Raw genomic sequence first — 14,322 nt, 5'->3', positions numbered from 1 at the left:
CCAAATCAGGTTCATGTTAAAAAACCGGCTGTACAAATTGCTGCACAGCCGGTTTCCCTACTATTTTTTGTTGCACGTGACTATTTTTTGTTGCACGTGAATGTTTGTTTTCCGGAAATTCTTAACTCAACAAGTGTTTGACTTCCGCCACCACATGTTCGACGCTAAATCCGTATTCTTTCAAGACGAGGTCGCCAGGTGCGGAGGCGCCGAATTTCTCGATGCCAATGACGGAACCGCGATCTCCCACATACCGTTCCCATCCCAATGGATATGCCATTTCCACTGCCAGGCGAGTTTTCACTGCAGGTGGAAGCACAGAATCTTTGTAAGCCTGTGATTGTTTTTCAAAAAGTTCCCAACTTGGCATGCTGACAACGCGTGCAGCGATTCCTTCCGCCTCCAATTGTTTCTTCGCTTCCATGACAAGGCTCACTTCTGAGCCAGTCGCCAGCAGCAATACATCCGGTGCTTTGGCGGAGTCAGCCAAAACATAAGCACCCTTTTCCAGGTTCTCTTTTGCCAGTGTATCTGTATTCGGCAAAATCGGGAGAGCTTGGCGTGTCAAAATCAATGCCACCGGGCCTTTTTTGTTTTGTACGGCGTATTTCCAGGCATACGTGGTTTCATTGGCATCTGCCGGACGAAGTACCGTAAGCCCTGGAATCACCCGCAAAGCGGGCAATTGTTCCACCGGTTCGTGCGTGGGCCCATCTTCTCCGACGGCAATGCTGTCATGTGTGAAAACATAAATGACCGGAACTCCCATCAGCGCCGCCAAGCGAATCGCCGGGCGCAAATAATCTGAGAAAACAAAGAACGTAGCGCCAAAAATCCGCAATCCCCCATGCAAAGCGATACCGTTCATTGCGGCGCCCATTCCATGTTCGCGAACGCCAAACCAGATATTCCGTCCGCTGAAGTCTTCTCCATGGAAAACGCCAAATCCCTTCATATTCGTATTGTTGGAAGACTGCAAATCAGCCGATCCGCCAATCAGGGACGGAACGATTTTCGCAATCGCATTTAAAGCATTCCCGGACGCTTGGCGTGTGGCAAGTTTTTTGTCTCCCACGGAATAGACAGGCAGATCGCGATCCCATCCTTCCGGCAGTTGCTCATCAATCGCCAGGCGAAACTGTGTTCCAAGCTCCTTGTCGTCATGTTCAAAGGATTGGACAAGGGCGTTCCAGGATTGCTCCTTCGCTTCGCCCTCCGCTTTCAATTGGGCAAAATGGTCGCGTACTTCTTTCGGCACATAAAACGGTTCTTGCCCCCAGCCATATGCTTGTCTGACCAATTCGATCTCATCCGCACCGAGCGGGGAACCATGCGCTGCCGACTTCCCGCCTTTATTCGGACTGCCAAAGCCGATTGTCGTTTTCACTTCGATCAGTGTCGGACGTTTCGCATCCGCCCGCGCTTCTTCAATCGCATTTGCAATGGCTTCCACATCATTGCCGTCCTCGACCCGCAACACTTGCCAGCCGTAGGATTCATAACGGTTCATGACATGTTCGGAAAATGCAAAATTTAATTGTCCATCCAACGATATGTCATTGGAATCGTACAATACGATCAGTTTGCCAAGCTGCAAGTGCCCGGCCATTGACGAAGCCTCAGCGGAAACGCCCTCCATCAAGTCGCCGTCGCCGCAAATTACATATGTATAATGATCCACTACTTTTTTGTCGCCCGTATTGTACACAGCCGCCATATGCGCTTCCGCCATCGCCATGCCGACTGCCATGGAAATGCCTTGTCCAAGGGGACCTGTCGTCGCATCGACACCCGGCGTGTGGCCATACTCCGGGTGTCCGGGCGTAAGACTTCCCCATTGGCGAAAATTTTTCAACTCTTCCATTGGCACATCATAACCGCTGAGATGCAAAAGGCTGTACAGCAATGCAGATCCATGACCTGCCGACAATACAAAGCGGTCACGGTCGAACCACTTGGGGTTTGCGGGGTTATGCTTTAAAAAACGGCTCCACAGTGTATACGCCATCGGGGCTGCCCCCATCGGCATGCCGGGATGACCGGAATTCGCTTTTTCGACCATCTCAATCGACAGCATACGAATGGTGTCGATCGACAATTGGTCAATCGATCTTGCCTGGTTTTCTCCACTCACAAAAATCCCTCCAATATTTTCTACTTTCATTAACAAAGCCAGTCGATCTTTGTTGTATCTTTTTACGTATCAGACCATTTTATTACACAGAATCCATTTCAATTTACCAAATGTTTTGTAAACATACAAGAATATATCTTGAGAATAAAAAAACCGGGTTCGTTTCAAATTGCCTGCCTATTCAACAAGCAGTTTGAAAGGATTTCCCGGTTGCAGGAATGATTACATGAATTAGCGTATGGAGCCTGTCTTATAATACTTTTCGGCAAGTGCATCAATTTCCTTTTTCAATTCGGAGACAAGGTCTTGCTCCGGAATTTTGCGTACGACTTCGCCATATCGGAACAGCAAACCTTCCCCACGGGCACCGGCGATGCCGATATCCGCTTCTTTCGCTTCCCCTGGTCCATTGACGGCACAACCGAGAACAGAAACTTTAATCGGCGCCTTGATGTTTGCCACATACTCTTCGATTTCATTGGCGATGCTGATGAGATCGATATCAATCCGGCCGCATGTCGGACAAGAAACCAATGTCACCGCGTTCGAAATCACCCCGAAAGTCTTCAGCAGCTCCCGCGCGACTTTGATCTCTTCCACTGGATCCGCACTTAACGAGATCCGGATGGTATTGCCAAGTCCCATCGACAGCAGCGTGCCGAGTCCGGCTGCACTTTTGACCGTGCCGGAAAATAACGTGCCGGATTCGGTAATTCCCAAGTGAAGAGGATAATCAAACGCTTCTGCCGCCTTCTTATATGCCGCAATCGCCAACGGCACATCCGAAGCCTTCATGGAAACAATAATATCATGAAAATCCAGTTCCTCCAAAATCCGGATATGGTGCAGTGCGCTTTCCAGCATGCCGTCTGCCGTCGGATAGCCGTATTTCTCCAAGATATGCCGCTCCAGCGAACCTGCATTGACGCCGATCCGAATCGGCACTCCACGTTCCTTACAGGCTTTTACAACCGCTTCGACCCGTTCTCTTTTGCCGATATTGCCCGGATTAATTCTTACTTTATCGATGCCGTTCTCGATCGCTTTGAGCGCCAGGCGATAATCAAAATGAATATCGGCCACAAGAGGAATATGAATCTGCCGCTTAATGTCCTTGATGGCATCAGCCGCTTCCGGTGAGTTCACCGTTACCCGCACCAATTCGCAGCCTGCTTCTTCCAAGCGGTGAATTTGCTCAACCGTAGCTTTGACATCTGCAGTTTTTGTCATTGTCATACTTTGTATAAGAACTTGATCATTGCCGCCGATCAGTAAATTGCCAACTTTGACAGAACGTGTTTGTGTTCGGTGAAACATCGAGACTGACTCCCATCTAGGTAAAATATATAGTACAATCAAATAGAATCGATCCTTCATCATTATACCTTGTATCTGTTGCATGAGCCACTATGATTTGGACTGCAAAAGATTATTGCTGTAAAGGATTGTCACTGCATGTGACGATTGGCACGTTTGCAAAAAGCGGCAAAATGATGCGTAAAAGGGAATGGTAGATAGAAATGAAAAACAATCGATCGAATGAATCCTCGCACAAACAACTGCAGCTGCGCAAACAACTGCAACTCTATGTAGTAACAGACGAACGCACAAACGGAGATGAGCTGCTGCCGATCATCCGTTCCGCCATGCATGGCGGCGCAACTGCCGTTCAGCTGCGGCGCAAACAAGAATTGGGCAGAAAATTCGTCGAATTGGGCCGGGAGATCCGGAACATGACAAAAGAATACGGGGTATTATTTTTTGTAAACGATCGGGTCGATGTGGCGATGCTTGTCGATGCCGACGGCGTCCATATCGGACAAGATGATATTTCCTGCAAAGATGCCCGGAGACTGCTCCCGGACAAGCTGATCGGTGTTTCTGCCGATACGATTGCAGAAGCTGTTCAAGCGGAAAAAGACGGGGCTGATTATCTCGGCGTCGGGGCGGTATATGCGACAAACTCCAAACCGGATGCCGGCTATACCGGAATTGCCGGCTTGCGTGCCATTGCATCCGCCGTGCAAATTCCCGTCGTCGGAATTGGCGGGATCGGCAAAGAACAAGTCCAGGAAACCATGGGAACAGGTGCTGCCGGAATTGCCGTCGTATCGGCTGTCATGAGTGCCAAAGACCCGGAAGCAGCAGCAAAAGATTTGCTGACACGAATTCACCGTTCCGTTCATCCGTGACACGAAACGGCATGATAACACTACTCCCCATCGACAGTCTGCGGATTGACGTTGGGGTGTTTTTCTTCCATCGGGCACAGTTGCCGTTTTTCACGACGCTTGTTTTCCCTGTGTTTGCGCCTTGCTTCATACAGATAATAGACGGGGAAAAATGAGAGAAACCCAAAAACGCCGGCGAACAGTGACATTCCGAGCAGTGTGTGCAAGTAATAAAATACCGTTCTTGGTATCCCATGCGGCTTAAACGGCGTCAGAAATCGCCCGACTTCCATTGCAACCGGCAGCATCAGCACTGGCAAAAACGTCGCTTTGCAAATCAAGTTCCCAATGATCGCTGCCGATAAGGAACCGCGCATAATCCGCACAATCGGATACAAAAACACGTAAACAACCATGGCTGTGGAAAGAACCAACATCTCAAGCCCAAACCCGATGGCAAAACCGGTTGCGACTTTTCGCGCTCCGCCTGGCGACCGCAACAATTTAATATATTGAAGTTTTAACGATCTGGCAAATCCGCGAATCTTATTTTTAAACATATGATTCATTCCAACACCTCGAACTCGAATTGCCTTTTCTGTGCAAAACATTTGAAAATAAAACCAAATATGCCATTCCTTATGAACACAATCCCCTAAATCATTCCTTGCAAGAAAGAAAACATCATATAAAAGAAAACACGGCGATCAAACTTGACCACTCGTGCTTATAGACCGTTGATTCTCGCTTTGCATCACGCTTCTGTCATTTGACCGTCCTTCACGTCAATTCCAAACCACTCATCCAAAACGCGCTTATCCAAAACCCGGCGTTCGATCATTGTCAGTTGCTCAGGTGTGAAAATCTGTCTCCATTCCACCCCGAGATCACCTGCAATTTTGACGACTGTCAAAAGCGCCGACCATGCTGCATGACGTTTGTACCAGAAAAATTGCTGGTGTTCCATCATATATGGATACAAATCATCAAACTCCGTATGTTTGCACAACACAGTACGATCAAAATCATCTTTCGCCTTTTGTAAATATTCGAATAGTTTTGCCTCCATCATGCAAACCTCCCCTCAACTCCATCATAACGTGTGACTGATATTTCCGTAAAGACATTTATTTTTCCTCATACTCACAGCCATGCCATCTCCCAATGGCAAAAATGTGGTATCCAGTTCCGAATGATGTGCCAGGAGCCAATTGTACTCTCGCAAACGATTGACCATCGTCCGCAGTTTATGTTTCACTTGCCCTTCCTGCATGACATAGCCTTGAAACAAAACATTGTCAGACAGCAAAATGCCGCCTTTCGCCAATAGCGGCAAGACCTCTTCCAAAAATTTTGCATACTGTCCTTTTGCCGCATCCAGGAAAATAAGGTCAAACGCCTGTCCCTGCCATTCATTTGCAGTTTCTTTCAATTGTTTCAGAAGTTCAAATGCATCTCCTTCCCAAATGGAAATGCGCGTTTCCAAGTCGGCTTTGCGAATCCACGAACGCGCCGTTCGCACTCGCATTTCATCCCGTTCCATCGTCAAAATTCTGGCATCCGGCGCATTCTGTGCCATAAAAACGGCAGAATATCCAATGGCTGTGCCAATTTCCAAAATTCGTTTCGGATTCCCCAATCGCAATAAAAGACGTAAAAAAGTCGTTGCTTCCAAATCCAAAATCGGAATGAACTCCTTTTTTGCCATACCTTCCATTTGCTCTAACAATTCCGATCTTGCCGGAACAAGTTCCCGCAAATAGCCGGTCAGCCGTTCATCCAATAGCTGTGCATGTACTATTTGATTCTGCTGCAACTTTCCTACAACTCCTATACTCAATGTGCTGCAGATGGCGCCTGTGCAGCGTTCCTCTCACTTTTCTGTTCGTTTTGCAATTGTTCGGCATACGTTTTTGAAAAGTAATGGGTTCCTGAACCGTCATTCCGCGTGACATAGTATAAATAATCATTGTGGTCCGGATGAATGGCGGCCATAATCGATTTGATGCCGGGCGAAGCGATCGGCCCAGGCGGCAGGCCGGTATGCAAATACGTATTATAGGGACTGTCGACTTCCAAGTCCCGACCGGTCAATGGGAATTTATTGTTCAATACGTACTCGATTGTCGCGTCAATTTGCAAAGGCATTGGCGGCTTTTGATGCAGCCGGTTATACATGACGCCGGCAATGATCGGACGCTCCTTGTCGACCTTGGCCTCCCGCTCCACCATGGATGCGATCGTCAGCACTTGGTGCACAGTATACCCACTGTTTTTCACATCTGCAATCATCCGGCTCGTAAATTCCTGCTGCATGCGTTGCAACATTTTATCAATAATTTCATGTGCCGTTGATCCTTTGAAGATTTCATATGTATCAGGGAACAAATATCCTTCAAGTCTATGATGATATGCAGAATTGGCCGGGATCTCCTTGACAAACGGCTCTGTAAATGTGCCATGATCCGCTTCATTCAGAAATGCTTGGGCCGATACGATTCCGTCTTTTTGCAACAAGTCGGCAATCTGATCGATTGTATAGCCTTCGGGAACCGTGAATCGTATCGTTCCGGCCGATTTATCGCCGCTAACCATCGTATGGATCATTTGCCCAAGAGTTTGGCCTTGTTTCAAATGATAATGTCCCGCTTGCAATTTTCCCTCATCGCCTAAAAACGTCAAATAGATGCGAAATGCGATTGGGCTGTGGATGAGTCTATTTGTATACAATATATTGCCAATTTGCTGACTGCTTGCACCACTTGGTATGTCAATCGACCGTTCCGTCTGACCCTGGACCGGCTGCATCATCCAGTATAACCAAAATGCAATCCCAATAATAAGCAAAAGGCAGATGCCCAGCAGGAATTTTGTTTTTTTCCTCAATGAAGAAGTATAAGTTGGGTGTTTCGACACGTTATCATCTCCTGTCATAACGTGTCTATTATACTTGTGCTTGGCATCTGGTACAACTTCTTGGCATCTGTACAACTGAAAAAAGAAAAAAACCGGCCTATCCTGAGACCGGTCTTCTCCATTCCATCATTTGTTTTGCATCGGAATGATGACAATTACTTGTCTTCGTCCAATTCGTCAAATAACAATGTATCGTATGTTTCGGCAACTTTTTCCCACTCATCGTCGTCGTCAATGTCTACAAGAACTTCATTGCCATCTTCATCTTCTTCGATGCGAAGAATAATCGCTTCATCGTCCTCTGTCGCAGCCGGTTGCAAAATCGCGTAGTTATTTCCTTCCACTTCAATAATTTCCAATACCCGAAACTCGTGTTCACCGCCGTCTTCATCCGTCAACACGACCAAATCATTTTCCAGTTCGCTCATTCTGCACACTCCTTTTCCCTTGCATGATTGATCTTGCGCAGTTCTACGTGCTGCTTTTGTTCCATGCTCTTGCGTAACGAACATTTTCCACTCGGCAGATCCCACATATGCATTCCTTACATACTATATACAGGCTACAAAAGCGGTTTATGCCCGGTATGTGAATCCAAGTATGTCTGCAAAATCATCTGTGCGGCAACTTTATCAATTACGCCTTTGCGTTTCTTTCGGCTCATATCCGCTTGCAGAAGGACTCGCTCCGCGGCAACCGTTGACAATCGTTCATCCCAAAGTATGACAGGAACACGAAATTCCCTTTCCAACATGGAAGCAAACTCTTGTGTGATTTCTCCCCGTGGTCCAATTGTCCCGTTCATATTTTTCGGAAATCCAAGAACGATTTTTTCAACATTGTATTGATTGATAACTGCAGCAATCCTGCCCATGTCATCCGACAAATGTCGGCGTTGAATGACTTCCAAACCTTGTGCAGTCCAGCCAAGCTCATCGCTGATTGCGAGTCCAATGCGCGCATCTCCGTAATCAATTCCCAAAATTCGCATCGTTTATACCCGAGAGGCCAAATAGGCGCGTACCAATTCCTCGATCAAGTCGTCCCGCTCCACCCGGCGCATCGCATTGCGGGCATCGTTGTGGCTGGTGATATAGGCCGGATCCCCGGAAATTAAATATCCGACAATCTGATCGATGGGATTGTAACCTTTTTCTTTCAGTGCATGGTACGCTGTCAAAATGGCTTCCTGGGCCAAATTCACTTCCTCTGTGCGCACGTTAAATTTCATTGTTTTGTCAAGATGTTGATTCATCTGAGCAACACCTCTTTTAAGTGTTCTGAATCTAAGTGTTCTGAATCCGCGTATTATACTTGTATTCTCGATATATGGGGGAACTCCTTCCAATATGTAAAGTTTACAAGAAATTTTTAACGATTTCCATTACATTTCCAATCGCTTCCTGCAGTTTTTCCGGAGATTTTCCTCCTGCTTGGGCCATGTCCGGACGTCCGCCGCCGCTGCCGCCGGCAATTGATGCTACTTCTTTAATGATTTTGCCCGCATGCAATCCCCGACTATGCAAATCTTTTGACACGGATGCCACAAAATTCACTTTTCCTTCCGCCGTGGAACCAAGAACGATCACCGAATTCGACAATTTCGCCTTTAAGCCGTCAACGGTTGCGCGTAATGCATCCATATCCATGCCTTTGACAGCTGCTGCAAGCACCTGCACATCATCGACGAGAACCGCCTGTTTTTCCAGAGACTCTGCTTCAATGGCGCTTACTTTCCCTTTTAATGACTCGATTTCCCGATTCAGATCTTTCAGCGCGCCCAACAGACCTTCAATCCGCTGCGGTACTTCGGAACCGTTCGTCTTCAAGAGTTTCGCCGCCTGTTCCAAGAGTTTCTCCCGATCATTTCCATACTGATACGCAAAGCGGCCGGTTACTGCTTCAATCCGTCGAACACCCGCACCAATTCCCGCTTCTGAAACAATTTTGAAAATGCCGATTTCTCCTGTACGTGCCACGTGACAGCCGCCGCATAATTCTGTGCTATAGTCGCCGGCTTTGACCACCCGGACGACTTCCCCGTATTTTTCCCCAAACAGTGCCATCGCACCCAAAGCTTTTGCTTCATCAATCGGCATTTCCCGAACGTCGACTGCCTCATCCAGCCAAATTTGATGATTGACACGCTGCTCAATGTCTTGCAATTCTTCTTTTGTCACCGCTCCAAAGTGCGAGAAGTCAAAGCGCAAACGCTCATCTTCCACTAATGAACCTGCTTGCGCCACATGTTCGCCAAGCACTTCACGCAACGCTTTGTGCAAAAGGTGCGTGCCTGTATGGTTCTTGACAATATCCTTCCGGTACGCGACATCGATCGCCGCTTCCGCCAGATCGCCAACGGAAAGCTCGCCTTTGACAACTTCACAGCTCATCACATGTTGCCCGAGCGGCGCTTTATAGACTGCTGTCACCTGCAATTGCGTCTGCCCGCATGTGATCATCCCGCGATCGCTGACTTGTCCGCCGCTTTCTGCATAAAACGGCGTACGATCCAAAACCACGTCACACACATCGCCTTCGTGGACACGTTCGACAAACTCCCCATCTTTTACAAGTGCAGCAACGCTTGCCATCGTTACATATTCCTGATATCCGACAAATCGGCTCTCTACCGTCAGTTGACTGACCGCCGTGCGAACGCTTTGCATGCTGTCGATTTCCTGCCGCGCCGCCCGTGCGCGTACCCTCTGCTCATCGAGGGCTTGTTCAAATGCGCCGCGATCTACCGTCATTCCCTGTTCTGCCGCAATATCTTCCGTCAAATCAATCGGAAATCCGTATGTATCATACAGCATAAACGCGTCATGACCGGAGATTGTCTGCTCGCCAACCGCTTTTCGTGACGCAATCAAGTCAGACAGCCGATTTTCTCCGGCAGATAACGTTTCGTGGAAGCGCTCTTCTTCGGAGCGGATCACTCGAACGATAAAACCTGCTTTTTCCACAACCGCCGGATAAAATTCGCCCATAATCTGTCCGACAATCGATACCAATTCATAAAGAAACGGCTTTTCAATTCCTAATACTTTTCCATAGCGAACAGCGCGGCGCAATAAACGGCGAATCACATACCCACGGCCTTCGTTGGAAGGGAGGACGCCGTCACCGATGGAAAAAGCGACTGTCCTGACATGGTCCGCAATGACTTTTAATGCGACATTCGTATCCGTATCCGCCGGATATGTGACATTGGCAAGTCCGCAGGTACGGTCGATGATCGGACGGAACAGATCGGTGTCAAAGTTTGTTTCCACATCCTGCAAGAGCGAACACATCCGCTCCAACCCCATGCCTGTGTCGATATTTTTCTTCGGCAAAGGTGTGTAGCTGCCGTCCGGATTATGATTGTACTGGGAAAAAACCAGATTCCATATTTCCAGATAGCGGTCACACTCACAGGCGCCGGCTTTACAATCAGGGCTGGTGCACCCGGTCAATTGCCGATCATAATAAATCTCGGAACAAGGACCGCATGGACCTTCGCCGATGTCCCAAAAGTTTTCGTCATCCAATCGGACAATCCGCTCTTCCGGAATCCCTACACTTGTATGCCAAATTTCAAACGCTTCTTCATCCTCGTGGTGAATGGTCACAGACAATCGTTCCGGATCAAATCCAATTTCTTTGGTTAAAAATTCCCATGCCCACTCGATTGCCTCTTTTTTGAAATAATCGCCAATGGAGAAATTGCCGAGCATTTCAAAAAATGTCTGATGGCGTGCAGTTTTCCCTACATTTTCAATGTCATTTGTGCGGATACATTTTTGTGAATTGGTCATCCGCGGATTTTTTGGTATTTCCCGGCCGTCAAAATATTTTTTTAACGGCGCCATTCCTGCATTGATCCACAATAATGACGGATCATCATGTGGAACGAGGCTCGCGCTGGGCAAAATGTCATGTCCCTTTGATCCGAAAAACTCTAAAAATTTACGGCGAACTTCACTTGACTTCATCGAAAATCCTCCTACTGTTATGCTCAAAAAATAAAAATAACCCCTCATCCCATCAGGGACGAGAGGCAAACTCACGTGGTACCACCCTGTTTACTACAGACAAAGCCCGCTGCATCGTCTGGCTGTAGTCGCTTTCCATACGAGTATCGGTCGCTGCCGGTGGAATTTCTTTGCACAAAGTAGCTTCCAATGCCTACCACGCAGGTGTTTTTTCAGCCGTGAAACACCCTCTCTGGCCGTGTGGTACATCGTACTGATCTTTGCATTCCACAAAATCAATTATGAGTATGTAAAAAGCTCTTGTATCGATCCTTGCGATTCATGTGTTTGAAAATTCATGTGTTCAACAAATTCATGTATTTAAAACATTCCTATTATAAGGAATCCTGCTGAAATCTGTCAAACAGGTTTCTTCCGTTGTGACTTATATGACTTATGATGTATAATTTTCGTTTTTTATGATTTCGCATGGTAATACATTCGGATATGTTCGATGATCACTTTCAGTACAGCCACGATCGGAACTGCAAATACCAGGCCGGCCACACCCGCAATCTCTCCCGCCAATAACAATGCGAGCATGATCACCATCGGATGGATATGCAAAGATCGCCCGACAATCATCGGCGAGATTACATTCCCTTCCAATTGCTGTACAATCAAATTTACAATCAATACTTTGAACGCCATCGCCGGTGAAATGGTAATCGCCAGAATGAGCCCCGGAGCCATGCCGATCAGCGGCCCTACATATGGGATAATATTGGTAATCGATACAATAAAACTCAATAAAAACGCAAATGGCATATGTACGATCAAAAGACCAATGAATGTAAGAGTGCCGACAAGAAACATGACAAAAAACTGTCCCCGCACATAACTCCCCAACGCTTCATCAATTCCTTGCAGGCATGCGACAACTTCCGTACGGCTGCGCTTGGGAAAACAATGAATCAGCATACGTTCAATCATCTTCATATCTTTTAGCAGATAGTATACGAGAAATGGGATTGCCAATGCGCTTAACAATTGCCCCAATGTACTGCCGATATAGCCAAGCAATTTTGAAATGGCCGAAGTAGTCGACTGTTCTGCAGCATTGAGGTTTTTTTCAATCCCTTGCCGGACAGAATCCGGCAAGTATTTTGTCCGCTCTGTCAGTTGATCCAGCCAATGATCGAATTGGGCAATGATCGAAGGCAGTGACTGCATCAAGTCTTTTGCCTGTGCGATAAACATGGGGATAATGTTGATGAGAACAATCGCCACAATCAATAAAAAGAAGACATAAATCATGATGATGGCAACACTGCGCGGCACATTGCGCCGTACCAAAAGTTCGACAATCGGCTTCAACACATAAGCGAAAATAATCGATATGAGCAAAGGCGCCAATATCGCTTTCAATACCATCCAAATATCCGCAAAAAACGAGCGCATTTGTCCAATTAAATACAAACAACCTAAAATAACCAAAATAAGCAATGCATAACGCAAAAGTCTGTTTGTGTTCAGAAAGCGATCCATAACGCCCCTCCCTATGCCCGTACAGTATCAGTATACGCAGACAGTTGCCTCGAACATGCTTTCCTTCCTGTCCTTTGCACATCTTTTCTTTGTATACAGACACGTCCGTTTCATGCTTTGGCGGTCACAGATCGGCAGACGGCCGATTTTCACATCGCATCTTCCGCAAATGCGATTAATGTCCCATCTTCTTCCACCTGAAAAATTTTCACTTCATCACCTGAAACATTGAACTCCAAAAAGCATCCCCAACAGTAGTATTGATTGCTGCCAATTTTACCAATATCCCGACAATTGCAATTTGGACATCTTGTCATAAAAAACCAGCCTTTCTATTTGTTATACCTGACTGGTAGTATTCACCGATTCGCCATTTCCTAAACCTATCCATTCCATTGTATTGCAGATGTAGACAGGAGCAATGCAAATGTCTATCATCCTCTTGATCATTGTCGCTGCTGACTTGCCGACTGAATCATTTTTTCAGCAGCATAGAGCACTTCATCCATTGTCGTCGCTTTCGAAAAACTAAAACGTATGGACGATTTGACTCTGTCTAAAGGCAATCCCATCGATGTCAAGACATGAGACGGCTGCAGGGAACCGGATGTACAAGCAGACCCGCTCGATGCCGCAATGCCAAACATGTCCAGCCGAATCAACAAAGCTTCTGCTGATACGCCTGGAATCGCCAGATTTAAAATGGAAGGGACACTATGTTCAGGCGAATTGATCTGAAGATCTTCAATACCTTCATGCAAACGCTGCAACATCGATTGTTTCAGGCCGTGCAGATGCAAATATCCAGCCACACGTTCTTCAACTGCTTTCTCAGCGGCAATGCCCATGCCGACAATTCCTGCCACATGTTCCGTGCCCGCGCGCCGTCCGCGTTCCTGGGCGCCGCCATGTACAAAGGATTGGAAAGGAGCGCCCTGACGGATAAATAGAGCGCCCGCTCCTTTTGCACCGCCAAACTTGTGAGCGGAAAGAGATAAGTAGTCCACGCCCAACTCTTGAACATCACAATCGATGATCCCCGCAGCTTGTACGGCATCTGTATGAATCAGGGGAGATACATCGGAACGTTCCCGAACTGCTTGTACCATTTCTTGAATCGGTTGAATCGCGCCAGTTTCGTTGTTCACATACATGATGGAAATCAGGCAAGTGTCTGGTCGTATCGCATCAAGGACTTGTCTGACCTGAATCATCCCGTTCGCATCCGGGCGAAGATATGTAACTTCAACTCCTAATTTCTCTAAACATTCGCAAGTATGCAATACTGCATGATGTTCCATTGCTGTTGTTACGATATGTTTTTTTCCTGGATCCGTTCCCGCTGCAGACAGAATGGCTGCATTGTCTGCCTCTGTACCGCCGCTTGTAAATACAATTTCCTTTGAATTGGCATGCAGCAATGCAGCCACTTGCTCACGCGCCTTCTCCACAGCGCCGCGAACCACTCGTCCGAAACGATGGGTGCTGGACGGATTGCCAAAAAACTGCCGTAAAAAAGGCTCCATGGCTGCCGCAACTTCCGGTCGTATGAAAGTTGTGGCAGCATGGTCGAGATATACTTCTTTCATATCACACA

At 47.1% G+C, this 14,322-nt stretch carries 14 protein-coding genes; 1 reads left to right on the top strand and 13 read right to left on the bottom strand.

The window, feature by feature from the left end; translation table 11 throughout:
- Nucleotides 1–121: 121 nt before the first annotated feature.
- A complete protein-coding gene (tkt, locus tag LSG31_RS12940) occupies nucleotides 122–2,134 on the bottom strand; it encodes a transketolase (protein ID WP_347435518.1) in 2,013 nt (670 codons plus the stop codon).
- A gap of 231 nt (nucleotides 2,135–2,365) precedes the next feature.
- The gene (gene ispG / locus LSG31_RS12935; RefSeq protein WP_347435517.1) at nucleotides 2,366–3,451 is read right to left on the bottom strand and encodes a flavodoxin-dependent (E)-4-hydroxy-3-methylbut-2-enyl-diphosphate synthase; all 1,086 of its coding nucleotides are present in this window, start codon (nucleotides 3,449–3,451) and stop codon (nucleotides 2,366–2,368) included.
- Nucleotides 3,452–3,654: 203 nt separating this feature from the next.
- On the opposite strand from ispG, the gene thiE reads away from it, so the two are divergent.
- Complete coding sequence (gene thiE, locus LSG31_RS12930) at nucleotides 3,655–4,326, top strand: thiamine phosphate synthase (RefSeq protein WP_347435516.1); 672 nt, start codon at nucleotides 3,655–3,657, stop codon at nucleotides 4,324–4,326.
- 20 nt (nucleotides 4,327–4,346) lie between these two features.
- Here the strand turns inward: thiE and LSG31_RS12925 are convergent, their stop codons facing one another.
- From LSG31_RS12925 to LSG31_RS12880, 11 genes are all read right to left on the bottom strand, one after another.
- A complete protein-coding gene (locus LSG31_RS12925; RefSeq protein WP_347435515.1) occupies nucleotides 4,347–4,874 on the bottom strand; it encodes a DUF2062 domain-containing protein in 528 nt (175 codons plus the stop codon).
- 185 nt (nucleotides 4,875–5,059) lie between these two features.
- Complete coding sequence (locus LSG31_RS12920; protein WP_430734199.1) at nucleotides 5,060–5,374, bottom strand: hypothetical protein; 315 nt, start codon at nucleotides 5,372–5,374, stop codon at nucleotides 5,060–5,062.
- A gap of 24 nt (nucleotides 5,375–5,398) precedes the next feature.
- Nucleotides 5,399–6,121: an O-methyltransferase gene (locus tag LSG31_RS12915; RefSeq protein ID WP_347435513.1), complete on the bottom strand. Its 723-nt coding sequence runs from the start codon at nucleotides 6,119–6,121 to the stop codon at nucleotides 5,399–5,401.
- A gap of 20 nt (nucleotides 6,122–6,141) precedes the next feature.
- On the bottom strand, nucleotides 6,142–7,221 hold the full coding sequence (gene mltG / locus LSG31_RS12910; protein ID WP_347435512.1) for an endolytic transglycosylase MltG: 1,080 nt from the start codon (nucleotides 7,219–7,221) through the stop codon (nucleotides 6,142–6,144).
- Nucleotides 7,222–7,376: 155 nt separating this feature from the next.
- Entirely contained in the window at nucleotides 7,377–7,649 is a 273-nt protein-coding gene (locus LSG31_RS12905; protein WP_347435511.1) for a DUF1292 domain-containing protein, read from the bottom strand.
- A 134-nt stretch (nucleotides 7,650–7,783) separates the two neighbouring features.
- Nucleotides 7,784–8,212: a Holliday junction resolvase RuvX gene (gene ruvX / locus LSG31_RS12900; RefSeq protein ID WP_347435510.1), complete on the bottom strand. Its 429-nt coding sequence runs from the start codon at nucleotides 8,210–8,212 to the stop codon at nucleotides 7,784–7,786.
- Nucleotides 8,213–8,215: 3 nt separating this feature from the next.
- Nucleotides 8,216–8,476 (bottom strand): IreB family regulatory phosphoprotein, encoded by a 261-nt coding sequence (locus tag LSG31_RS12895; protein WP_347435509.1) that lies wholly within the window; start codon nucleotides 8,474–8,476, stop codon nucleotides 8,216–8,218.
- 103 nt (nucleotides 8,477–8,579) lie between these two features.
- Nucleotides 8,580–11,198, bottom strand: a complete 2,619-nt coding sequence (alaS, locus tag LSG31_RS12890; RefSeq protein ID WP_347435508.1) for an alanine--tRNA ligase — start codon at nucleotides 11,196–11,198, stop codon at nucleotides 8,580–8,582.
- Nucleotides 11,199–11,654: 456 nt separating this feature from the next.
- Complete coding sequence (locus LSG31_RS12885; protein WP_347435507.1) at nucleotides 11,655–12,725, bottom strand: AI-2E family transporter; 1,071 nt, start codon at nucleotides 12,723–12,725, stop codon at nucleotides 11,655–11,657.
- Nucleotides 12,726–12,874: 149 nt separating this feature from the next.
- Nucleotides 12,875–13,042 (bottom strand): hypothetical protein, encoded by a 168-nt coding sequence (locus tag LSG31_RS23450; RefSeq protein ID WP_488349825.1) that lies wholly within the window; start codon nucleotides 13,040–13,042, stop codon nucleotides 12,875–12,877.
- 129 nt (nucleotides 13,043–13,171) lie between these two features.
- The gene (locus LSG31_RS12880) at nucleotides 13,172–14,314 is read right to left on the bottom strand and encodes a cysteine desulfurase family protein (protein ID WP_347435506.1); all 1,143 of its coding nucleotides are present in this window, start codon (nucleotides 14,312–14,314) and stop codon (nucleotides 13,172–13,174) included.
- Between the last annotated feature and the right edge of the window lie 8 nt (nucleotides 14,315–14,322).

This window comes from Fodinisporobacter ferrooxydans (assembly GCF_022818495.1).
Lineage (GTDB): Bacteria > Bacillota > Bacilli > Tumebacillales > MYW30-H2 > Fodinisporobacter > Fodinisporobacter ferrooxydans.
The sequence above is the reverse complement of the archived record's forward strand: the minus strand, read 5'-3'. Positions and strand labels throughout refer to the sequence as shown.